This window comes from Oxalicibacterium sp. (genome assembly GCF_057353965.1).
Window position 1 is genome coordinate 110,693 of sequence record NZ_JBMQZD010000007.1, and the last position, 21,261, is coordinate 131,953.

Below are 21,261 nucleotides of genomic sequence, written 5' to 3' on the forward strand. Positions count from 1 at the left end.
CGAAAAAGACTGAAAAATCAGCACAACAATCGGCGTAATAAAAGAGTGCAATAAAAGAGCCCGCAACAAGACAAGGCTCAATACATAGAAGAGACAACCATGTTCAAGAACATCACCATCAAATCCTTGCTGCTGTTCGTGATGGGTCTGCTTTCCGCATTGCTGGTGGCAACCGGCGTGCTGGGACTGACCTCGCTCGACACCACAAACAAGGCGCTGAAGAGCGTCTACGAAGACCGCACCGTTCCGATCGGCGAACTGAACACCGTCATCGCCGGCGTGATGCTCAACCAGATCGATCTGTCCGCTTCGATCTACGGCAATCCGGATCTGGTCATCCCCAAAATGGATGCGATCGAAAAACGCTCGAAGGAAGTCGATGCGGCCTTCGCCGCCTACATGGCAACCGATGCGACGCCGGAAGAAAAAGCCGTCGCCACCAAGTTCGCCAACGACCGGAAAATCTTCAAGGAAAAGGCCCTGCTTCCCGCCGTCGAGGCATCCCGCACCGGCAACGTGCTGCGCGTGACGGAAATCGTCAACGGCCCGATGGAGGAACTGTTCGCGCCGGTGCGCACCGGTGTCACCGAACTGATCCAGATCCAGTTGCGCGAAGCAAAGAAGATGTACCAGCATTCGCAGGAGCGCTTTGCGCTGGTGCGCAACATCTCGATCGCCGCCATCATCTTCGGCGTGATCGTTGCTGCCTGCATGGCCTTCCTGCTGATCCGCATGATCGCGCGGCCGCTGCATGATGCAGTGCGCGTCGCCCGCAGCGTCGCCGCCGGCGATCTCACGCAGAAGATCGACGTAAAAACGAAGAACGAGACCGGCCAGCTGCTGCAGGCGCTGAAGGACATGAACGAAAGCCTGGCACGCACCGTCAGCGCTGTGCGTCACGGCACCGAAACGATCAACGTCGCCTCGGCCGAAATCGCCACCGGCAATGCCGACCTGTCCAGCCGCACCGAATCGCAGGCCGGCTCGCTGGAGGAAACCGCCAGCTCGATGGAAGAGCTGACGTCGACTGTCAAACAGAACGCCGACAACGCGCGCCAGGCCAACCAGCTGGTGCTCACCGCATCGGAAGTCGCGGTGCGCGGCGGCGAAGTCGTCGGCCAGGTCGTCGACACGATGGGCTCGATCAACGCCTCGTCGAAGAAGATCGTCGACATCATTTCCGTCATCGACGGCATCGCTTTCCAGACCAACATCCTGGCGCTGAATGCCGCCGTCGAAGCCGCGCGTGCCGGCGAACAGGGCCGCGGCTTTGCGGTGGTTGCCGGCGAGGTGCGCAGCCTGGCGCAACGCAGCGCCGGTGCAGCAAAGGAAATCAAGGAGCTGATCGGCGATTCCGTCGCCAAGGTCGATGCCGGCAGCAAGCTGGTCGATCAGGCCGGCACGACGATGGAGGAAATCGTCAGTTCGGTGCGCCGCGTGGCCGACATCATGAACGAGATCACCGCCGCCAGCGAGGAACAGAGTTCCGGCATCGAGCAGATCAACCAGGCCATCACACAGATGGACGAAATCACGCAGCAGAACGCCGCGCTGGTCGAAGAAGCCGCTGCCGCCGCGCAAAGCCTGCAGGATCAGGCCGGCGAACTGTCGCAAGCCGTCAGTATCTTCCGTCTCGACGAACATGCCGTTCCTGTGGCCGAGACGCGGCACGCGGCACTGCCACTGCAATCGGCAGCGTCGGCTCCACAGCAAGCGCCGCAGCAGACGCAAAGACAGACGGTGCCCGCAAAGATCGCTGCACCGGCACCGAAAGCGGCAAACGAACCCGCGCTCAAACCCGCGACGCCGACCAGAAAACCGGCGCTGGCAGAAGGCGGCGACGACTGGGAAGAATTCTGAGTCATCCTGTCCTGTCGATGCCGCCTTCGGGCGGCATTTTTTTGTCTTGCGCAGCAACGCTGCATGATTTGCGCATGACGCCTTCATGACAATTGCATGACATGCGGCAATCGCGCGTTACAGAGCCGCGCATATTGATACAATGGCGCGCCCGGGCAATCGGCCCGGCTTCATTTTCTGCTGCCGACCGAACCTCATGACCAAACCGAGCAAGAGCACCACCGCATCCGATAAACCGCCGTTCATCGTACGCAATTCCCCGATCCATGGCCGCGGCGTTTTCGCCGTGCGCAATATCCCGGCCGATACCTTCCTGATCGAATACGAAGGCGAACGCATCAGCGACAAGGAAGCCGACCGCCGCCACGGACAGGATCCGGAAAATCCGTATCACACCTTCTTCTTCAGCCTGGAAAACGGCAAGCTGATCGACGGCGGCGTCGACGGCAGCGACGCACGCTGGATCAACCACGCCTGCGATCCGAACTGCGAGGCGCGCGAGGAAAAGGGCCGCGTCTACATTTACGCATTGCGCGACATCAAGCGCGGCGAAGAACTGAACTACGACTACGGCCTCATCGTCGAGGAACGCCAGACCAAGACGCTGAAAAAAGCCTACGAATGCCGCTGCGGTTCGCCGGAATGCCGCGGCACGATGCTGGCGCCGCCGCCCAAGAAGAAGAAAAAGAAGGTGAAGGATAAAAAAGACAAGAAGGAAAAGAAAAGCAAGAAGAAGGACTGATCGACACGTCGTCGACGCAAGGACGTTCCTTTGAAACACACCAAACCTTCGTATTCCCTCGGCTTCTTCCTGCCGCACGCAGTGCGCTGGCTGGTGACCGGCTCGCTGCTGGTGCTGCTGGGCATCGCGGTCTACATCGGCATCCGCTTCTATCACGTCGACAATCAGCTCTATCTCTGGTGGCGCGACGTGCGGTCGAATCAGACTGCCGCCGCACCGCTAGCCGGCAGCCTGCCGCTACAGGCCTATCGGATGGAAATCGACGGCCGCGCCGTCGCCGGCATCGATCGCAATCTTTCCGGCCTGGCCTTCAATCACGAAGCAAAACAGCTGATCGCCGTCATCAATCGCCCTGCCACGCTGCTGACGATGGATCTGGAAGGCCGCGTGCTGCATCGCCATCGCCTGCGTCACGCCTCCGACGTGGAAGGCGTGGCCTACCTGGGCGACAACCGGGTTGCGCTCAGCGAGGAAGGCGACGATCGCATCCTCATCGCCACATTGCCGACCCAGCCTAATGCCGAACTGGACTTGCGCGACGCTACCTCGTTCGCCCTCGACATGGGAAGCGAGCGCGACAATGCCGGCTTCGAAGGCCTGGGCTACGACCGCCGTCACGACTGGCTGTATGTCGCCAAGGAACATTCGCCGCGCGGCCTGTACCGCATCAGCGGACTGGGCGAAAACCTGCGGACCGGCCGCGTCGCGATACGCGTGGAAAATCTGGCACATTGGCTGAATGACAAGCGTATCGGCACCGACCTGTCGTCCGTCGACGTCAACGAGGACAACGGCCATCTGCTGCTGTTGAGTGAGGAATCACAGCGCCTGGTCGAACTGGACACCACCGGCAAGGTGGCCAACCAGCTGGAATTACGCGCACTGGCAAACGAAGCCGGCATGCCGCAGCCGGAAGGCGTGGCACTGGCGGGAGACGGCAGGCTCTACCTGATCAGTGAACCAAACCTGTTCTACCGGCTCAAACCAGCGCAATAGAGCAGCACAGGGCAGGAATAGGGCTTTGGAATAGGATTAAAACGGGTCTGAAACAGAGGCCTGTAGCGGCCCAGAAGCAGCATTTCCGGGCAATCGCCTGAGGCTGCCACCATATTCACCAAACGCATGTCAGATATTGGAAAAGGAAATTGGTGCGGTGAAGCATAAATCCCTATACTTGCATCTGTCTCCTCTATGTCTCCTCCTTTGATATAGATTTAGCCCGCCACCTGCGCGGGCTTTTTTTTGCCTGCACAGGAATTTGCAGCGCGTCATCGGCGATTCCGCCTGATTTTGTTAAGCCGTACGATTCACATTTTTGATATTCATATTTGTAATAACGGATATCAGAAAAGGAAATTGGCCTGAAACCCGTGCCCTCCCTATACTTGCATCTGTCTCCTCTATGTCTCCTCCTTTGATATAGACTTTGCCCGCCCCGCGCGGGCTTTTTTTTGCCTTTTTAACCTTACCAACCGACATTTTTCGGCGATCTTCCGTCTTTTATCACTCTTCCGCGCGCTTCTTCACCGACATCATCCAGCCCGTGTGCCTGCCGGCCGATGGCGAAAACAGTCCGCCGCATGGTCGTTCACCATTCCGATCGCCTGCATGTAGGCGTAGACGATGGTCGATCCGACGAACTTGAAGCCGCGTTTGGACAGGTCCTTCGACAGCCGGTCCGACAACGGTGTCGTCGCCGGCGTCTCGGCGATGCTTTTGCGATTATTCAGGAGTGGTTCGCCATCGACATACGCCCACAGGAACGGATCGAGGCCGCCGACTTCGTCGCGCAGCCGCAGATAGGCTTGCGCATTGGAGATCGCCGCCGCCACCTTCAGACGGTTGCGCACAATGCCGGGATTGGCCAGCAATTCCGCCACTTTGCGCGCATCGTAGCGGGCGATCTTTTCCGCGTCCCAGCCATCGAAGGCCTCGCGATACGATTCGCGCTTGTTCAGGATGGTCGACCAACTGAGGCCGGCCTGTGCGCCTTCGAGATTGAGCATTTCGAACAGGCGCGTTTCGTCGTGGCAAGGAACGCCCCATTCCTCGTCGTGATATTGCAGGTAGCAGGGATTGGCCGGATCGGCCCAGCTGCAGCGCGGAAGGTCTTTTTTCATCGGGTTTTTCATCGAATGTGAGCCCATATAAGAGAAAAGCAGGAGGACGGACGATTATCGCCGACACAACCGACACCTGCTGTCAGCAGCGCCGCCGTCGTATCGCTGCATACCGAGGCAGTGGCATTGATAGAATGGCGCCTTCGTCCGCTTCCCTTCCCGACCGCATGTCTTCGCCTCGCCCCACCGCTTCCACGGTCGCCGTCATCGGCGGCGGCCCCGCAGGCTTGATGGCGGCGGAACTACTGGTCGCCCACGGCGTGCGCGTCGACCTGTACGACGCCATGCCGTCAGTCGGCCGCAAATTCCTGCTGGCCGGCAAGGGCGGCATGAATCTCACGCACAGCGAGCCTGCCGACGCCTTTGTCGCCCGCTACGGCAAGCGCGCCGAGCGGCTGGCACCGATGCTGCAGGCATTCGATGCCGGCGCGTTGCGCGCATGGGCGCATACGCTCGGCATCGACACCTTCATCGGCAGCTCAGGACGCGTCTTCCCGACCGACATGAAAGCCGCGCCCCTGCTGCGTGCCTGGCTGAAACGCCTGCGCGAGCAAGGCGTGCATTTCCACATGCGCCATCGCTGGCTGGGCTGGGACGATGCCGGCCGCCTGCGTTTCGCCACACCGGACGGTGAGAAACAGGTAGTACCAGACGCCACCGTGCTGGCGCTGGGTGGCGGCAGTTGGGCGCGGCTGGGTTCGGATGGCGCCTGGCTGCCGTTACTGGCGGCACGCGGCATCGCCACCGCCGCCTTGCAGCCGGCGAACTGCGGCTTCGATGCCGACTGGAGTGAACATTTCCGTACGCGCTTCGCCGGCGAACCGGTCAAGAGCGTGACAGCGAGTTGCGTCGACACGGACGGCACGCTGCGCAGCCGTCATGGCGAATTCGTGGTCACTGCCGGCGGCGTCGAGGGCAGCCTCATCTATGCGCTGTCTTCCTTCCTGCGCGACAGTATCACTGCCGACGGCAGTGCTACATTGACACTGGATCTCGCGCCCGGCAAATCCGCCGAACGCGTGCTGGAAGAAGTCGCACATCCGCGCGGCGCGCGCTCGCTCTCCAGTCACCTGCAAAGCCGCGTCGGCATCGCCGGCGTGAAAGCGGGATTGCTGCGTGAAGCATTGAGCAGAGAAACCTTTACCGACACCCGTGCGCTGGCGCAGGCCATCAAGGCGTTGCCGATTCAGTTGATCGCACCGCGCCCCATCGACGAAGCCATCAGCAGCGCGGGCGGCGTTTGCTTCGAGGCGCTAGACGAATACCTGATGCTGAATGCGGTGCCGGGCGTTTTCTGCGCCGGCGAAATGCTCGACTGGGAAGCGCCGACCGGCGGCTACCTACTCACCGCCTGTTTCGCCAGCGGACGGCAGGCAGGCCTCGGCGCGTTGCGCCACCTGCAATCGGCTGCCGGCTGACTGCCAGCTACTAACGGCGTCAGACCAGTCCGCGCGCGGACAGCTCCTGCTTCAAATAGGCATAGAAGACCGGCGCCGCGATCACGCCGGGAATGCCGAACAACGCCTCCATCGCCAGCATCGCCACTAGCAGTTCCCACGTATGCGCATTGATGTGCTGGCCGATGATGCGCGCATTGAGGAAGTATTCGAGCTTGTGAATCCCCATCAGGAACAGCAGCGATGCGAACGCAATGCCTAATGAATGCGACAGCCCGATCACGACCAGGATCGTGTTGGAAATCAGGTTGCCGACCACCGGCAGCAGGCCGACCACGAAAGTGATAATGACCATCGTCTTGCGCAATGGCAGTTCGACGCCGGCCAGCGGCAAGATCAGCAGCAGATACACGCCCGTCAGCACCGCATTGATCGCCGCGATGCGCACCTGCGCAAACACGACGTTGCGGAAAGCCTGGTGCAGAACCACGACACGTGCATGCAGCGCAGCCGCCAACGGACGATAAGCCGGTGTGGCGGTCGTATCGTACAGCGCCGCCATCGCGCCGATGATCATGCCGATCAGAATATGCGCCAGCACGCGCCCTGCGATGCTGCCCATCGTGCGCGCCTCGATTGCATGCTGATGCAGCCAGCCGACCAGCATGTCGTGCAGCGCAGTCGCATCGACCGGCACATAGGCCGCCAGCCAGGCGGGAATCTGGCTGCGCGAGGCTTCCAGGATATCCGCCAGCTTCTTCATCAGCACCGGAATACTGCCCGCATCGCTGCGGAAAAATGCAATCGCACCCCAGATCGCCGCGATCAGCACGGCGACGATCACCACACTGAGCAAGGCCACCACGATCATCTGCGCGCGCCGCGCCACCAGCCGGCGGCCGAACATCGGTGCCAGAAGCTGCACCAGCGAATAGACGAGCAGCCCCGAGAACAGGGCCGCCAGCAGCCCCTGCTGCATGATCAGCCACAGCGCGATAGCAGCCAGGATGCAGGACACGGCATCGAGAGACAGCAGGCGGGATTGTCCGGAATCAGTCTGCATGGCGAAAAGTGAGTGGAAGAATGAAATCGCTATTTCCGCAACGGAATCGGCATGCCGTCCGGCACCGGCACGGTGGCGATGCTGTTCTGCGGACTGCCGTCGATCAGCTTGTCCGAATACGTCAGATACACCAGCGTATTGCGCGCAGGATCGACGATGCGCACGATATGCAGCCGCTTGAACAGGATGGACTGCCGCTCAGAAAACACATCTTCCTGCAATGGCAGGTGCTCGTTGAAGCGCAAGGTGTCGGCGACCTGACGACAGGCGATCGACGCTTCCGCGCGGTCTTCGGCCAGACCCACCGTGCCGGTAATGCCGCCGGTACGCGCACGCGACACATAACAGGTCACGCCGGCCACCTTGGGATCGTCATAGGCTTCGACGACGACGCGGTCGTTCTTGCCGACGAAGCGGAATACGGTACTGACTTCGCCGATCTGTTCGGCCGCGGCTGGCTGCGACAGCGTTGCAGACAACACGACGAATATCGATAGCGTGAAGACAAGGGATGCACGCATGCTTTCTCCATTTCTCCGATGCCACCGCAAATCGGTGCGCATCGCACATTCTTCAAGAGCCTGCCACAGATTGCGCGGAATTGCGCGAACCACACCAATCACACGAAATCGCACGAACGATGCCGCCCGCTGCGGGCCACGCGCCGGCATGCAATAATCGCGCATCGTTCATTTCCACAGGAATTCCACATGATTCTCGAACTCGTCGACATCCGCATCCAGCCCGGCAAGCAGGCCGAATTCGATGCCGCCGTGCAGCGCGGCCTGGAACAGGTGATCGCCAAGGCCAAGGGCAACAAAGGCTACGTCGTCAACAAATGCATCGAAACGCCGGAACGCTACGTGATCCAGATCTATTGGGAAACGCTGGAAAACCACATCGTCGATTTCCGCGAATCGCCTGCCTTCACCGAATGGCGCGGCATCGTCGGACCGTTCTTCGCCGCACCGCCGGTCGTCGAGCATTTCACGCAATTGGCAAAATCGGCCTGAGTCATCGCGCCGCCCATGGCCGATAACCGATGACCGGATTATTCCGGCATCGCCTCCCGAATAAAAAAGCCTCGATATCGCATCTGCGGATCGAGGCTTTTTTCTGGACGCCGCCTGGCTGCCTGCGTCTTATTTCTTTTCCGGATGATAGCTGCGGAAATTGTCCGCATACTCACGGAAATTGCTGCGCAACATCTTTTCGTATTCAGTACGGAAATACTGGACCGCGCCATCCAGCTGTTTCTTGAACGTCTCTTCGGTCGGCGCATCGACGGAAGCGGTAAACGCGCCGAAACGCGCGCTGGCATACATCATCGACGCGCACACCTGGCCCAGCGTCGCATTCTTGCAGTTCTCGTTGGCCACCTGGATGAAACTGTCCGCCATGTCCCAGAACTTGTCGTTCTCATCGGGTTCCTTCGGCGGTTTGCGGGTTACTTCCGTTGCTTTGAAATCTTCGTCGCTCATATCAAATAACTATTCTCTTTTCGTGATTGCCTGACGCCTGACGTCCGGTTCGATACCTGTCGTGCGCGCGCTGGCAGCACTATAGCGCAAAACGGCCACGGCTCAGTCCGTCGCGCCGGCCAGCGCAACGAATTCGCCGTGCAGGCGACCGGCAGGCTGGCCGTCATATTCCAGCACCGATGCGACCCCGATCCGCGCCTTGCCGCGCCGCTCCAGCATGCGCACGAAACGCGCCCAGTCTTCGCCGTCTGCAAGTCTGGCACGCGCAATAAAGTCGCCGGCGATCGGCGAATCGTAATGCATGGTATTGCTCTGGATGACGAGCCGGCTGATCACTCCCGCACGCTGCAGGCGCGTATGCAGCAGCGACCATGCAGCCAGGATGGCGACCGCCGATGCGCTGCCGCCGAAGACGGTCTCGCGATGATTGATGTTGGGCGCCAGTGGTGCGGCGACGACGACTTCCTCTTCCTGCACCTGCAGCACACGCAATTGCATCGCACGCGACAACGGAATGTGGTCGTACAGATATTGCTGCAATGCCTGCTCATTCATGGGCGACTCCGTCCGGCGGAAATGCGCAGGATACGCCTATTGCGCATTACCAGGGATCGTAGGTGCCGAAACTCCACAGATGTCCTTCGCAATCGCGGCAGCTGAATCCGCGTCCGCCGTAGTCCTCGAACTTGATATCGATGACGATCTCGGCGCCGGCTTCTTTCGCGCGCTGATAAATGACGTCCGCATCGGCGACGATGACATAGGCCGCCTGCGTCTCGACGCCGCCGAGCTCCTCCGGCTGCCGGATATGTTTTCCCCATTCGCTTTCCGCACCGGCCGAACCGATCATGATCATGCCGTTGCCGAACGTCAGCTGCGCATGCGCGACGCTGCCGTCCGGATTGGCATAGATCGCCTGCTTTTCGAAACCGAACACACCGCACAGCCATGCAATCGCGGCCGGTGCATCGCGATAACGCAGACAAGGAATGATGGAGGAACGGACGCTCTTTGCAAGACTCATGCGATTCTCCTTGGGAACTGGAAACGATCTGTTGCAACGTCTGTTGCAATACCTGCCATCCTTACAGACCGCGAAGCCTTTCAGCGGTTCCTGCCATCCGCCCGTCGCATGACCGTGATCTGCCGGTCGTGCCAGCGCGCAAGCAGCAGCACCGCAACCGTCGCGCCGATGAAGGCCATGAACATGTCCGACTGCGTATCCCACTGGTCGCCCTGCGTGCCGAGAAACTCGTCCGCGCCCTGCCCCATGATCAACGCCGCCCACCATTCGATCAGCTCGTACCAGGCGCTGATCGCCATCGCGATGCAGACCGACAGGAAGGCCAGCATCTTGCGTTGCCAGACATCGCCGGCCGGTGCCGCAACGTAGCCGCCGCGCCACAGTACTTCCTTCGCCAGCAGGGCCGGCACCAGGCCTTGGGCAAAATGTCCCAGCTTGTCGTATGGATTTCGCGCCAGCGAGAAGATATCCTGTACCCAGAATCCGATCGGCACGTGAGCATAGGTGTAGGTGCCGCCGCCGATCAGGATCAGCGCATGCAGGAAGATCAGGCCGTACAGCAGACCGGTCAATGGAAAACGGCGATACGTGCAGGCCAGCAGCGGCAAGGCAATCAGGACCGGCAGCACTTCCATCAGCCAGGTTATCCGCTCGCGCGGATGAATACCGGACACGATCAGCGCGCCGATCAGCACAAGTGCGACAATGCCGAGCCGGCGCCGCATGCGATCGTCTGCAACGGGAGTGTTGTCGTTCATGGAATCTCTTGTTGTGGCCGGTGGCGGGAAATGTCTTCTCTGTTTTTGATACGGCGCACCTATAATACGCTGCGCAACCGCCACGATTCCATCCCGTAAAAAGGATAAGTTCAAGGATACGTTCTTCGTAATGAACATGACGAAATCGATGCACCGGATGACTGCCTGGATCGCCTTCTGCGCGATCCTGCTGGCATCGCTCGCACCATCGATCTCGCATGCGGTCGCGGCCGCCAAGGGCACGCCGAACGGCTGGATGGAAATCTGTACCGTGGAAGGCGCAAAACTAGTGCAGGTTGACGGCAGCAAATCATCCCCACCGTCATCCGGCGACAAGAGCATGCATTTCGAACACTGCCCGTTCTGCCTGAACCATGCAGTCGCGGCCGGCATGCCGCCCGGCGATTTCGTACTGCCTGTCGTTGCCGGTTCTTCCGTCGTCCCTCTTCTCTTCTATCAGGCTTCGTACCCGCTGTTCGCCTGGACAGCAGCGCAGCCTCGCGCACCACCCGTTCTTTCCTGAGCAAAGCCGACGTTTCCGGTAACACCTGAAGGTGTTCCGGCATGACGTCGAGCCTTGCTTCCACGGTCATCGTCAGGCGCACCGCGCCATTCTCCACCGTCAGGAAGAACAATGAACATACGCTTTCCCCATATCGCCCATCTCGCCAGGGCAACAGCAAGCTGCGCACCCAGCGTGCTGCTTGCCGCACTAATCACGCCACCCGCCGTCGCCGACGACGGCACGCCGGTACTGCCAGCCATTTCCGTCACCTCCAGCAGCAGCGGGCTGCAAGCTCCCATCTCGACCGGCTCGAACCTGGACATGACATTGATGCAGACGCCGGCAAGCGTCGAGATCATCGATCGTGCCCAGCTTGAAGAGCGCGGCGACGCCAATCTCGTCGACGCCATCACGCGCGCCGCCGGTTTCAGCGGCATGACGCATCCGGGCAACGGCAACAGTTCGATTTCTTCGCGCGGCTTCACCGATGCCAATTCGATCACGCGGCTGTATGACGGCACGCGCCAGTTCGGTGGCGTCGGCATCACCTTTCCGTTCGATACGTGGTCGGTCGATCGCATCGAAGCATTGCGCGGCCCGGCTTCCGTCATCTACGGCAACGGCGCCATCGGCGGCGTGGTCAACGTGGTTCCGAAGAAGCCGACGCGCGGGCCGATCCAGAACGAGATTTCCGCCACCATCGGCACCGAAAACACGCAACGCCTCGGCTTCGGCAGCGGCGGCGCCATCAACGACGAGTTGTCCTACCGTTTCGACATCGGCGGCAACCGCAGCGACGGTTGGGTCGATCGCGGCGATTCGCGCGATCTGACTTTTTCCGGCGCGATCCGCCTCGACGTGTCGCCGGAATTCAGCCTGCAATTGAGCCATGCAGAGGGGCGCCAGCATCCGATGCGTTATTTCGGCACACCGCTGGTCGACGGCAAACAGCTCTCATCGCTGCGCGACAAGAACTACAACGTCGAAGACAGCCGCATCGACTTCACCGACCGCCGCACAGAACTGGCTGCGCAGTGGATACCCAATGCGGACGTGACGGTGCGCAGCAAGCTGTACCAGATCGACAGCCATCGTTACTGGCGCAATGCGGAGTACTACGATTACATTCCCGCCAGCGGCCTTATCCAGCGCTACGGCGATACAAATATTCGTCACGATCAGTCGGAGGTCGGCAACACAACGGATGCGGCCTTCCGTGGCAGCCTGTTCGGCATGAAGAATCAGGTATCCATCGGATTCAACGTCAGCGCCAGCACTTTCAAGCATACGAACAACGGCTATGAAGGGACGCCCGATCCGGAATTCGTCGATCCACTCAATCCGATTCCCGGCTCTTTTATCAGTGACAATCCTTTCGTTCCGGTCTATCGAAACAATGCGCAATCGTATGCCGTCTTCGGTGAAGATCGGCTGGAGCTGAACGACAAATGGTCGATCGTCGCCGGCCTGCGTTACGACCATGCGAATGTCACTCGTCGCGATCTGAAGGCTGACGTCGAGCAACTAGACCAAAACTATTCCAACGTCAGCTGGCGCCTCGGCACCGTATTCGCTCCACGCCCGGATTTGTCGTTCTACGCGCAATATTCGGAAGCGGCCGATCCCGTCGGCGGCTTGCTGATGATCACCCAGAAAAATAGTCGCTTCGATCTTTCCACCGGCAAGCAGCTGGAAGTCGGCGTGAAGAATGCTTTTGCACAAGGCAAGGGAGAATGGACGCTGGCCTTGTATGGCATTCGCAAGAACAATCTGCTGGCGGCCGATCCGGACAATCCGAACGAGAAGATACAGGTCGGCCAGCAATCGTCGCGCGGCCTCGAAGGCACGGTGTCGCTGGCATTCGCACGTAACTGGCAACTCGATGCCAATGCCTCGATCCTGCATGCGCAATTCGACGATTTCACGGAATCGGTCGGCGGCGTAGCAACGTCACGCGACGGTAACGTACCGACCAATGTGCCGGAGCGATTGGCCAACGTCTGGCTGAGCTGGAAATTCCAGCCGCAATGGACGGCCAGCGCCGGCCTGCGCTATGTCGGCAAGCGTTATGCCGATAACGCCAATACCTTGAAGCTGCCTTCGTACACAACGGCGGACATGGCCTTGCGCTGGGATGTGGCATCCGATACCACGCTCACGCTGCACGGCTTCAACGTGTTCGACAAGCGCTACACCACCACGGCGTACTACAACAGCACGCAATGGCTGGTCGGCGCCGACCGGCGTTTCGAACTGACGCTGCAGCATCGCTTCTGATCATGTCCGTCGCAACCCGCGCACGCCGCCTGCTCTATCTGATCCATCGCTGGATGGGTGTGGCGGCATGCATCCTGATGGCGCTATGGTTCGTCAGCGGCATCGTAATGCTGTTCATCGGTTATCCGAAGCTGACGCCATGGGAACGGCTGCATGTGCTGCCGCCATTGCAAACGGAAAGTTGCTGTATCCCGCTGCAACAAGCAATGACCGCGGCACAATCGCCCGTAAAGCGGGCGGCACTGACGTCCATTGGCAACCGGATTATCTATCGACTGCAATTGCACGATGGGCGCCTCATCGCTATCGACGCCATCACCGGCCGGGAAATCGACATCGACACACCGCACGTGCTGGCGGCAGCGCATGCTTTTCTGCCGCGGGCGAATGCACATGATGCCGGCACCATCGATGAGGATCGCTGGACGCACGGCCGCGGACTCGATCCACACCGGCCGCTGCACATCGTGCAGATGGACGACCCCGACCATACGCGCCTGTATTTATCCTCCACCACCGGTGAAGTCGTGCTGGATGCGCCGCTGGCGCAGCGTACATGGAATTATGTCGGCGCCTGGTTGCACTGGCTCTACTATTTCCGCGATCGTCCTGTCGATCCGGGATGGAGCTGGATCGTCATCGTGCTGTCGGCCATCGGCACCGTTACGGCGATCAGCGGCACGATTGTCGGCATCTGGCGCTGGCGTTTCAGCGGCCACTACAAATCCGGCAGCCATTCGCCTTATCGCGAATCCTGGCTGCACTGGCATCATCTGCTCGGTCTGCTGTTCGCGGCCATCATCTTCACGTGGATATTCAGCGGCCTGATGTCGATGAATCCGCTCGGCGTATTCGATGCACGCGGACAGAAACCCGATCTCGCCGCATGGCGCGGCGGCGATGCCATATCGGAACGGCTGCCGCTGGAAGCGCCGCAAGCCATTGCACTGCTGAAGCGCGCAGGCTTTCAGCCAGTGGAGATAAGCTGGCGCATCCTCGACGGACAGCCGTACCTGCTCGCACGCAATGCTGCTGGCAACACTCGCCTAATCGTGCATGACGAAAACGGCTATACCGTTCGCACGCAGTGGAGCGGCGATACGCTGATGCATGCAGCCGCGCGACTGTTACCCGCGTCGATACGATCGCATCATCTGCTCACCCGCTATGACGATTATTACTACGCGCGCCAGCCGGAAGCCATGATGGGCGCCGCCGAACGAAGACTGCCGGTATGGCGCGTGCATTTCGACGATCCGCACGCAACCGTCGCCTATCTCGATCCCCAGACCGGCGACGTTGCGCTGAGTCTGGATCGCGCGCAACGCACCGGGCGCTGGTTGTTCAATTTCCTGCACAGTTGGGATCTGCCGCCGATGTTGGATGCGAAGCTGTGGCGCGATGCCGCATTGATCCTGCTCAGCCTGGGCGGTCTGGCGATGTGCGTTACAGGCACCGTCATCGGCTGGCGCCGATTGCGGCTCTGGTATATCGGAAAAACCATCGGGAAAACAAAGCGCACATTCTGATTCGCTGCCACGGCTGCTGCGCACAGGCAATGTTACTATCGCGAAACTGCGCCATCCGGAAATGTCATGACGATCGTTACCGTGTTCAACCAGAAAGGCGGCGTCGGCAAGACGACAACCGCATTGAACATCGCCGCCGCGCTGGCGCGACGCGGCTGCCGCCCGGTCGGTATCGATCTCGACCCGCAAGCTCACCTGAGCGCCATTGCCGGCGTACCTGTCAGCGCCGGCGACGACACCATCCTGAGCCTGTTCCAGCACAATCGCCCGTTGCGCGAACTGGTGCGCACGTCGCCGACGAACGGCATCGACATCATTCCCGCCCATCTCGAACTATCGAAGATCGACACACTGTTCGGCAAGGGTTACGACGTGGTCAACAAGCTCAATGCCACGCTACGTGCCGAAAAATTCGGTGATGCCGCAAGCCCGGTGATGATCGACTGCTGTCCGCTGGTCGGCGTGCTGTCGCTGAATGCGATCTTCGCCTGCGACTGCATCATCGTACCGGTGTCGGCCGATCATCTTTCCGCCAAGGGTGCAATGCAGATCGAAAAAACCTTGAATGCGCTGGAGCCCGTATTGAAACGCCGTGTCAATCGACGCTATCTATTGACGCGTTTCGACGGCCGCCGCGGCATGGCATGGGATGTATTGAAGGTGCTGGAGGAAAAATTCGGCGCGGAGGTATGTCGCTCGCGCATCGCGGAGAATGTCAGCCTGGCGGAGAGCCCGGCATTCAACAAAACGATCTTCGAACATGCACCCAGCAGTCGGGGAGCGCAGGATTACGACACACTATTGGACGAATTGCTGGCGGATGGCTTCATCCGTTCCGCAGTGTCAGCGCGAGATCAGTGACAGGATATCGTCGACCGAATGGGCTAGGCCGGGACGCTGCACGCTTCCCTTGATATCGCATCGCAGCACTTCGCAGTGCCGATACATCTGACGCAGCTTGCGTTCGGCTTCCTCGCGATCGCGACCGCCAATCACAATGCTCTCAAGGCGCTGGCCTTCACGCGTCTTGACCGAAAAATCATATTTCAACATGACGTTTCCTCCCCTTTTATCGGAGCCTTCGGCTTGCACCCGCTCGATGCAACGAAGGGCCAGCCTACCATGTTCATGGCAATTTGCTTGCCATAACGTAATGTTTGCAACAGAAAATCTGGCATTTTGTTGGAAAAAAGCCGCTTCTTTCAGCAAAACCGGCCGTTTCACTTAGCGAAATCCTTCTAACGGCCATTTTTGCCGAACTTTCCCATACGTGAACGGTTCGCGTCCAAAATACAGATGGAGTACGACTGCAACGCAACCTTTATTCGGGGGCGCGGTCACAAAATTTCCTCCACATCCTTTTGCGAAGGAATTGCCATGCGCGTCGATATCTACAGAAGGGCGGAACACGCCGGACATTTTTCCTATCTCGCCGTCCCCGAAGGAAAAGTGATTCCCGGAGAAGTCATCAACACGGACTGGGAATTGATCGATCGCGGCATGGATGTGGATGACGGCGCAAAACATCTGGACGGTTATGCGATCGATGCGCCGTTCGAGCAGATCGCGGCAAAAGGCTACGCCATCACCAGCATCAAACAGATCGACAAGGCGTGAGCGGCAGCCAGTTGCCGGCGATACCTGACGGCAAACCGCACCGGTACACAACTTTTCGAGACGTTCAAGAATGTACGGCCCTGCAGCCATCGCAGCAGGGTCGTATGTCTGATTGCATCGTCGCATGCCACGGACACGCCGCTCGCATACAATGACGATCGCATACGGTGCGCACCCCGCCGCCGCTTCCACCTCGACCTGCCATGCAATTCAGACACTATAAAGGCGGCATCTACGATTTCGTCTGCGCCGCCAAGCTCGAATCCGATCCGGAGACGGTGATGATCGTCTATACCGCCGCCGACGGTTCGTTCTGGACACGTCCCGAAAAGGTCTTCTTCGAAAAGATCACGCACGAAGGGCGCACCGTGCAACGTTTCACACCGATCGAATAACGCTCATCACTTCGCGGAACTGCCGTGTACGTCCTCATCATCGAAGACAATCCCGATATCGTCGCCAACCTGTACGGCTTTCTCGAACCGCTCGGCCATACGCTGGACGTGGCGACCACCGGCACATCGGCAGTCGAACTCGCTGCCGCCTCGCCGTACGACATCATCGTGCTCGATCTCGAGCTGCCGGGGCTGGATGGCGTCGAAGTATGCCGTAAGCTGCGCCGCGAGCGCCGCATTGCCACGCCCATCCTGATGCTGACCGCGCGCGACACGGTCAAGGACAAGCTGGTCGGCTTCGAGGTCGGTGCCGACGACTATCTGGTCAAGCCGTTTTCGCTGGTGGAACTGGAAGCGCGCCTGAAGGCGCTGGTGCGGCGTGCTCGTAACGAAAATGTCGAACATATTCTCGAATTCGGCGAACTGCGCTACGACCTCAGCTGCGGCGAGGTAACGCGTGCCGGCCGCAAGCTGACGCTGACGCCGACCGGCTACAAACTGCTGGAAGCCTTGATGCGCCGCGCACCGGCAATCATGCCGCGCGACGTGCTGCTGCGCGAAATCTGGGGCGACAACCCGCCCGATAGCGATGCGCTGCGCACGCACATCCACGCACTGCGCCAGGCGCTGGATCGCCCCTTCGTCACGCCCATGCTGCGCACGCTACCCGGCAGCGGCTACCGACTGGTGGATAGCGAGGATCAGCAGCAATGAAAAAGCGTAATCATTCCGTCGGCCGTCGCCTGATTGGCGCTTTCGTGCTGTTCACCTTCCTGCTGTGCGTGTTTTTCTCGATCACCGGCCGCATGGCAATCGAAGCTTCGGAAAAGCAGCTGGTCGACGAGCGGCTGGAAAAGGTCACCACACAGTTGATCGACCAGTATCATCGCCACGAGCTGCTGTCGACGGTCGAGGACAATTTCTACGTCAACGACGAAATCCCCGAGCGCTTCCGCCATCTGCGACCCGGCGTGCATGAAAAACATATCGGCAATCGCGAATACACAGTCTGCATCCGCAAGATCGGCGACGATACCTTTGCCGTGATCGACGACACCAGCGATTTCGCCATTACCGAGAAAGTCATTTTCACAGCACTCGGCATCGGCTTCATCGTCAGCCTGGTGCTGGCGCTCGCACTGGGTCTCTTTACCGCACACCGCATCGTCTCGCCGCTGATCGCGCTGGCAAAGGCCGTCGAACGCGACGATCCGCCATCCAGATTGCCTGCGCTGGAACTGCGCAACGAGATCGGCACGCTGGCGCGTGCCTTTGCCGCGCGTACCGAACAGTTGCAGCACTTTCTCGCAGACGAGAAACTGTTTACCGGCGACGTCAGCCATGAACTGCGCACGCCGCTGACCATCATGCTGGGTGCTGCCGAACTGCTGGAAGTACGTCTCTCGCAATCACCGGAGAACCGCGCGGTGGCCGAACGGATACGGCGCGTCGCAGAAGAAGCATCGGAACGCGTCGGTGCGCTGCTGCTGATGTCGCAATCCCCAGCCGTACTCGGCAGTGTGCCGGTTTCATTGACGCATCTGGTCGAACGCGAGATCGAACGTTACCGTCAGTTGTTCAGCGACAAACCGCTGAAACTGCAACTACACGGCGGCTCCGACGAAGTCTGGGTACGAACACGCGCGGAACTGGCCGGCATCGCCATCGGCAATCTGGTACGCAATGCGTGCCAGTACACCGAAGATGGAAACGTCGTCATTCATCTGACGGCCCATCAACTGACCATCGAAGACGACGGCCCTGGCCTGCCGGAAAATGTCCGCGCACGATTGTTTGAACGCTTCGTGCGCGGACACGATGCGCAACATGTCGGTTCCGGGCTCGGCCTGGCGATCGTCAAGCGCGTGGTTGATCACCTCGGCTGGCAAATCCGGCATGAAGTGCCGGATACCGGCGGCAGCCGCTTCGTACTGACCTTCCCGCCGCTGGTCTGATTCTGCATTGGCGACAGCCTTGCCTGTCCGGCAACGCAAAAACGCCCGATCCGCCCTGACGGCAGCCCGGGCAACCACTTTATAGCCACCTTAACAGCCGCTTAACGGCGCGCTCGATAGCGTACCGGCTTCTCATTAAGAAGCCGGTGTTCGCCTTGAAAACCAATCCTGCCGTCGGCTCTGCCGACACCGCGTTCAGCAGCCGCGCCGTTGCCCGCCTGCTAGACCGCCTGCCCGCCCTTGGCATCGAACAACTGGCCCTGCTCGTCAGCCTGTTCTTTTCGCTGACGTCGAACAGCTTGTTCTTCTCGGCCGCTACCGCACATCGGAATTGGGCGCAGCCCGGAAGCTGGCTGTTCGCCACCGCGATCTTCATCGCCATCACTGCCTTTCAGAGCGCTGCATTGATGATCGTTCTGAATCGCTGGAGCGCCAAACTCGTCCTGGTCGTGCTGCTGATGACAACGGCGGCCGCCACGTATTACATGAACAAGTACACGGTCTTCTTCAACAGCGACATGGTGAGGAATGTATTACGTACCGACGTCAAGGAAGCGGGCGAATTGTTCTCGCTAAACTTCTGCCTGCACATGCTGGTGTTCGGCGTACTGCCGTCGATTCTGGTCTGGCGCCTGCAGCTGCGCCGCACGCCATGGCGGCGCGCATTCACGGTACGGCTGCTGTCGATTGTCGGTGCATTGCTGCTGGCAATCGGCGCCATTCTGCTGGTCTTCCAGGATTTCTCGTCGTTGATGCGCAACCAGAAGGAAATGCGCTATCTGATCACGCCGAGCAATTATCTGGTGTCGCTGGTGCGCGTGGTAACGGCAGATACCGAAACCGCCGGCCCGAAAATTCCGATCAGCGAAGATGCGCGACTGGGAGCAGGCTGGGCCTCGCGCAGCCGGCCGATGCTGTTCGTCCTCGTCGTCGGTGAGACGACGCGCGGCGACAACTGGGGCATGAACGGCTACGCGCGCCAGACGACGCCCGAACTGAGCAATCTCGGCGTACTGAATTTCCCGCATGTCACGTCGTGCGGCACCAATACCGAAGTTTCGGTCCCGTGCATGTTCTCGATCTACGGTCGCCGCAACTACGATGAAAAGGCCATCCGCCGCCACGAATCGCTGCTGCACATCATCAATCACGTCGGTATCAATACCGTCTGGCGCGACAACCAGTCCGGCTGCAAGGGCGTCTGCGACGGCCTCGGCCAGCAATTCTTCGACAGCCACAAGGATGCGACGCTATGCGACGGGGAGCGCTGCCTCGATGAAATTATGCTGGAAGGCATGAACGACGAAATCCACCGGACCAAGGAAGGCAATCTGTTCGTCGTGCTGCACCAGCTAGGCAATCACGGTCCCGCCTACTATCGTCGTTATCCGTCGGCAATGCGCAAATTCACGCCGACCTGCGATACGGCCGACCTCAGCCAGTGCACGCAGCAACAGATCGTCAATACCTACGACAACGGCGTGCTGTATACCGATCATTTTCTGGCGAAGACAATCGCCTATCTGAAGACGCAGAAAAACTACGATACGGCCATGCTTTACCTGTCGGATCACGGTGAATCGTTAGGAGAGCGCGGCATCTTCCTGCACGGCATGCCGTACTCGATCGCGCCAAAAGAGCAGACGCACGTGCCGATGGTGATGTGGATGTCGCAAGGCTTTGCGCACAGTTTCAACGTCAGCCAGAACTGCCTGGAGAAACATGCGAACGATGCGGTCAGCCAGGACAATCTGTTTCACACAATCCTGGGCATGTTGCAGATCAAGTCGAAGTACTACGACAAATCGCTGGATCTGACCGCCGCGTGCCGCGCCGGCAGTGCGGTCTGACAAACCCGTTGCGCGATCCGCGTCATACGCTGATTCTGCGTTGATCGTGCGTTATGCCGTGCCTTATTCCAGATCGGCGGGACTGTCGATGTCCTGGTGAATGCCGGCGTCGTCGACTTCCACCGCCGTCCATGGATGGGCATGCAGAAGCGCCCGCGCACCTTGGTCGCCTTCGACCTGCAACAGCTCGGGCAGCAATCTGCTGCCGAAACCGACCGGATTACCGCGCCGGCCGCTACGCACCGGTACTGCCACGTCCGAACCGCGCATCAAGACGTCGCGCAATGCCGCTACGGTGGCAGGCTGCACGTAAGGCATGTCGCCCAATCCGATCACCCAGCCCGTCGCATCGGACGCCTGCCGCAACGCGCATGCCAGCGATACCCCCATGCCGCGATCGGCGTCATCGCAAACGGACACGGTACAACCGAGTGCGCGCAGCGATGCGGCGACCACATCCTCCTTGCGCACGACTGCAACCACTTCCGGGAAAACGGCCAGCATCGTCTTGGCAGCAGCTACCACCACCTTCTCGCCTCCGGGCGTGTATTGCAGCAACTTGTTTTTTGTACCGTCCGGATCGAAGCGGAGGCCCCGGCCGGCGGCGAGGAGAATGCCGACGATATGTTGCGAATGCGGTGAATTCAAAACGCGATCTTGTAAGAATAATAGGGACGAAAGACTTGGC

At 59.9% G+C, this 21,261-nt stretch carries 23 protein-coding genes; 14 read left to right on the forward strand and 9 right to left on the reverse strand.

Annotation, left to right across the window (positions count from 1 at the left end; genetic code table 11):
* Positions 1–99 precede the first annotated feature (99 nt).
* From ACO1VH_RS12280 to ACO1VH_RS12290, 3 genes are all read left to right on the forward strand, one after another.
* A complete protein-coding gene (locus ACO1VH_RS12280; protein WP_486244764.1) occupies positions 100–1,860 on the forward strand; it encodes a methyl-accepting chemotaxis protein in 1,761 nt (586 codons plus the stop codon).
* Positions 1,861–2,056: 196 nt separating this feature from the next.
* Positions 2,057–2,602 carry an SET domain-containing protein gene (locus tag ACO1VH_RS12285; protein WP_486244765.1) on the forward strand — a complete coding sequence of 182 codons (546 nt, stop codon included), beginning with the start codon at positions 2,057–2,059 and terminating at the stop codon, positions 2,600–2,602.
* Positions 2,603–2,632: 30 nt separating this feature from the next.
* Positions 2,633–3,598: an SdiA-regulated domain-containing protein gene (locus tag ACO1VH_RS12290; protein ID WP_486244766.1), complete on the forward strand. Its 966-nt coding sequence runs from the start codon at positions 2,633–2,635 to the stop codon at positions 3,596–3,598.
* A 536-nt stretch (positions 3,599–4,134) separates the two neighbouring features.
* Here the strand turns inward: ACO1VH_RS12290 and ACO1VH_RS12295 are convergent.
* On the reverse strand, positions 4,135–4,722 hold the full coding sequence (locus ACO1VH_RS12295) for a DNA-3-methyladenine glycosylase I (protein ID WP_486244767.1): 588 nt from the start codon (positions 4,720–4,722) through the stop codon (positions 4,135–4,137).
* Between the two features lie 167 nt (positions 4,723–4,889).
* On the opposite strand from ACO1VH_RS12295, the gene ACO1VH_RS12300 reads away from it, so the two are divergent.
* Positions 4,890–6,140 (forward strand): TIGR03862 family flavoprotein, encoded by a 1,251-nt coding sequence (locus ACO1VH_RS12300; protein WP_486244768.1) that lies wholly within the window; start codon positions 4,890–4,892, stop codon positions 6,138–6,140.
* 19 nt (positions 6,141–6,159) lie between these two features.
* Here the strand turns inward: ACO1VH_RS12300 and ACO1VH_RS12305 are convergent, their stop codons facing one another.
* Both ACO1VH_RS12305 and ACO1VH_RS12310 read right to left on the reverse strand, forming a co-directional pair.
* Positions 6,160–7,182, reverse strand: coding sequence for an AI-2E family transporter (locus ACO1VH_RS12305; protein WP_486244769.1), 1,023 nt, complete (start codon positions 7,180–7,182; stop codon positions 6,160–6,162).
* A 29-nt stretch (positions 7,183–7,211) separates the two neighbouring features.
* A complete protein-coding gene (locus ACO1VH_RS12310) occupies positions 7,212–7,703 on the reverse strand; it encodes a CreA family protein (RefSeq protein ID WP_486244770.1) in 492 nt (163 codons plus the stop codon).
* A 189-nt stretch (positions 7,704–7,892) separates the two neighbouring features.
* On the opposite strand from ACO1VH_RS12310, the gene ACO1VH_RS12315 reads away from it, so the two are divergent.
* Positions 7,893–8,195 carry an antibiotic biosynthesis monooxygenase family protein gene (locus ACO1VH_RS12315; protein ID WP_486244771.1) on the forward strand — a complete coding sequence of 101 codons (303 nt, stop codon included), beginning with the start codon at positions 7,893–7,895 and terminating at the stop codon, positions 8,193–8,195.
* Between the two features lie 129 nt (positions 8,196–8,324).
* Here the strand turns inward: ACO1VH_RS12315 and ACO1VH_RS12320 are convergent, their stop codons facing one another.
* The 4 genes from ACO1VH_RS12320 to ACO1VH_RS12335 form a co-directional block, all read right to left on the reverse strand.
* On the reverse strand, positions 8,325–8,663 hold the full coding sequence (locus tag ACO1VH_RS12320; RefSeq protein WP_486244772.1) for a DUF3144 domain-containing protein: 339 nt from the start codon (positions 8,661–8,663) through the stop codon (positions 8,325–8,327).
* Positions 8,664–8,765: 102 nt separating this feature from the next.
* Positions 8,766–9,218, reverse strand: a complete 453-nt coding sequence (locus ACO1VH_RS12325; RefSeq protein WP_486244773.1) for a thioesterase domain-containing protein — start codon at positions 9,216–9,218, stop codon at positions 8,766–8,768.
* A gap of 46 nt (positions 9,219–9,264) precedes the next feature.
* Positions 9,265–9,687 (reverse strand): VOC family protein, encoded by a 423-nt coding sequence (locus tag ACO1VH_RS12330; protein WP_486244774.1) that lies wholly within the window; start codon positions 9,685–9,687, stop codon positions 9,265–9,267.
* 80 nt (positions 9,688–9,767) lie between these two features.
* Complete coding sequence (locus ACO1VH_RS12335) at positions 9,768–10,445, reverse strand: DUF2238 domain-containing protein (RefSeq protein ID WP_486244775.1); 678 nt, start codon at positions 10,443–10,445, stop codon at positions 9,768–9,770.
* Positions 10,446–10,575: 130 nt separating this feature from the next.
* On the opposite strand from ACO1VH_RS12335, the gene ACO1VH_RS12340 reads away from it, so the two are divergent.
* The 4 genes from ACO1VH_RS12340 (at position 10,576) to ACO1VH_RS12355 (ending at position 15,617) form a co-directional block, all read left to right on the forward strand.
* Entirely contained in the window at positions 10,576–10,968 is a 393-nt protein-coding gene (locus ACO1VH_RS12340; protein ID WP_486244776.1) for a DUF2946 domain-containing protein, read from the forward strand.
* A gap of 111 nt (positions 10,969–11,079) precedes the next feature.
* A complete protein-coding gene (locus ACO1VH_RS12345) occupies positions 11,080–13,227 on the forward strand; it encodes a TonB-dependent receptor (RefSeq protein WP_486244777.1) in 2,148 nt (715 codons plus the stop codon).
* Between the two features lie 2 nt (positions 13,228–13,229).
* On the forward strand, positions 13,230–14,756 hold the full coding sequence (locus ACO1VH_RS12350; RefSeq protein ID WP_486244778.1) for a PepSY domain-containing protein: 1,527 nt from the start codon (positions 13,230–13,232) through the stop codon (positions 14,754–14,756).
* A gap of 66 nt (positions 14,757–14,822) precedes the next feature.
* Entirely contained in the window at positions 14,823–15,617 is a 795-nt protein-coding gene (locus ACO1VH_RS12355) for a ParA family protein (protein WP_486244779.1), read from the forward strand.
* Here ACO1VH_RS12355 and ACO1VH_RS12360 read toward each other — a convergent pair.
* Positions 15,600–15,980: a hypothetical protein gene (locus ACO1VH_RS12360; RefSeq protein ID WP_486244780.1), complete on the reverse strand. Its 381-nt coding sequence runs from the start codon at positions 15,978–15,980 to the stop codon at positions 15,600–15,602. The two genes, ACO1VH_RS12355 and ACO1VH_RS12360, sit on opposite strands and share 18 nt — an antisense overlap.
* A gap of 153 nt (positions 15,981–16,133) precedes the next feature.
* Here ACO1VH_RS12360 and ACO1VH_RS12365 point away from each other — a divergent pair, with 153 nt between their 5' ends.
* From ACO1VH_RS12365 to ACO1VH_RS12385, 5 genes are all read left to right on the forward strand, one after another.
* A complete protein-coding gene (locus ACO1VH_RS12365; protein WP_486244781.1) occupies positions 16,134–16,373 on the forward strand; it encodes a DUF6139 family protein in 240 nt (79 codons plus the stop codon).
* Between the two features lie 203 nt (positions 16,374–16,576).
* Positions 16,577–16,768 (forward strand): DUF1653 domain-containing protein, encoded by a 192-nt coding sequence (locus ACO1VH_RS12370; protein ID WP_486244782.1) that lies wholly within the window; start codon positions 16,577–16,579, stop codon positions 16,766–16,768.
* A gap of 24 nt (positions 16,769–16,792) precedes the next feature.
* Positions 16,793–17,482, forward strand: a complete 690-nt coding sequence (locus ACO1VH_RS12375; protein WP_486244783.1) for a response regulator transcription factor — start codon at positions 16,793–16,795, stop codon at positions 17,480–17,482.
* Positions 17,479–18,723 (forward strand): sensor histidine kinase, encoded by a 1,245-nt coding sequence (locus ACO1VH_RS12380; RefSeq protein WP_486244784.1) that lies wholly within the window; start codon positions 17,479–17,481, stop codon positions 18,721–18,723. The genes ACO1VH_RS12375 and ACO1VH_RS12380 overlap by 4 nt, the downstream gene beginning before the upstream one ends.
* Before the next feature lie 146 nt (positions 18,724–18,869).
* Positions 18,870–20,573, forward strand: coding sequence for a phosphoethanolamine transferase (locus ACO1VH_RS12385; RefSeq protein ID WP_486244785.1), 1,704 nt, complete (start codon positions 18,870–18,872; stop codon positions 20,571–20,573).
* A gap of 63 nt (positions 20,574–20,636) precedes the next feature.
* On the opposite strand, the gene ACO1VH_RS12390 is transcribed toward ACO1VH_RS12385, so the two are convergent.
* Positions 20,637–21,221, reverse strand: coding sequence for a nucleotidyltransferase family protein (locus tag ACO1VH_RS12390; RefSeq protein WP_486244786.1), 585 nt, complete (start codon positions 21,219–21,221; stop codon positions 20,637–20,639).
* Positions 21,222–21,261 lie beyond the last annotated feature (40 nt).

Excerpts from the sequence above, each read along its gene's own strand:
- ACO1VH_RS12280 (WP_486244764.1), top strand. The coding sequence starts at position 100 with ATGTTCAAGAACATCACCATCAAATCCTTGCTGCTGTTCGTGATGGGT.
- ACO1VH_RS12285 (WP_486244765.1), top strand. The coding sequence starts at position 2,057 with ATGACCAAACCGAGCAAGAGCACCACCGCATCCGATAAACCGCCGTTC.
- ACO1VH_RS12295 (WP_486244767.1), bottom strand. The coding sequence starts at position 4,722 with ATGAAAAAAGACCTTCCGCGCTGCAGCTGGGCCGATCCGGCCAATCCC.
- ACO1VH_RS12300 (WP_486244768.1), top strand. The coding sequence starts at position 4,890 with ATGTCTTCGCCTCGCCCCACCGCTTCCACGGTCGCCGTCATCGGCGGC.
- ACO1VH_RS12305 (WP_486244769.1), bottom strand. The coding sequence starts at position 7,182 with ATGCAGACTGATTCCGGACAATCCCGCCTGCTGTCTCTCGATGCCGTG.
- ACO1VH_RS12310 (WP_486244770.1), bottom strand. The coding sequence starts at position 7,703 with ATGCGTGCATCCCTTGTCTTCACGCTATCGATATTCGTCGTGTTGTCT.
- ACO1VH_RS12315 (WP_486244771.1), top strand. The coding sequence starts at position 7,893 with ATGATTCTCGAACTCGTCGACATCCGCATCCAGCCCGGCAAGCAGGCC.
- ACO1VH_RS12320 (WP_486244772.1), bottom strand. The coding sequence starts at position 8,663 with ATGAGCGACGAAGATTTCAAAGCAACGGAAGTAACCCGCAAACCGCCG.
- ACO1VH_RS12325 (WP_486244773.1), bottom strand. The coding sequence starts at position 9,218 with ATGAATGAGCAGGCATTGCAGCAATATCTGTACGACCACATTCCGTTG.
- ACO1VH_RS12330 (WP_486244774.1), bottom strand. The coding sequence starts at position 9,687 with ATGAGTCTTGCAAAGAGCGTCCGTTCCTCCATCATTCCTTGTCTGCGT.
- ACO1VH_RS12335 (WP_486244775.1), bottom strand. The coding sequence starts at position 10,445 with ATGAACGACAACACTCCCGTTGCAGACGATCGCATGCGGCGCCGGCTC.
- ACO1VH_RS12340 (WP_486244776.1), top strand. The coding sequence starts at position 10,576 with ATGAACATGACGAAATCGATGCACCGGATGACTGCCTGGATCGCCTTC.
- ACO1VH_RS12345 (WP_486244777.1), top strand. The coding sequence starts at position 11,080 with ATGAACATACGCTTTCCCCATATCGCCCATCTCGCCAGGGCAACAGCA.
- ACO1VH_RS12350 (WP_486244778.1), top strand. The coding sequence starts at position 13,230 with ATGTCCGTCGCAACCCGCGCACGCCGCCTGCTCTATCTGATCCATCGC.
- ACO1VH_RS12355 (WP_486244779.1), top strand. The coding sequence starts at position 14,823 with ATGACGATCGTTACCGTGTTCAACCAGAAAGGCGGCGTCGGCAAGACG.
- ACO1VH_RS12365 (WP_486244781.1), top strand. The coding sequence starts at position 16,134 with ATGCGCGTCGATATCTACAGAAGGGCGGAACACGCCGGACATTTTTCC.
- ACO1VH_RS12370 (WP_486244782.1), top strand. The coding sequence starts at position 16,577 with ATGCAATTCAGACACTATAAAGGCGGCATCTACGATTTCGTCTGCGCC.
- ACO1VH_RS12380 (WP_486244784.1), top strand. The coding sequence starts at position 17,479 with ATGAAAAAGCGTAATCATTCCGTCGGCCGTCGCCTGATTGGCGCTTTC.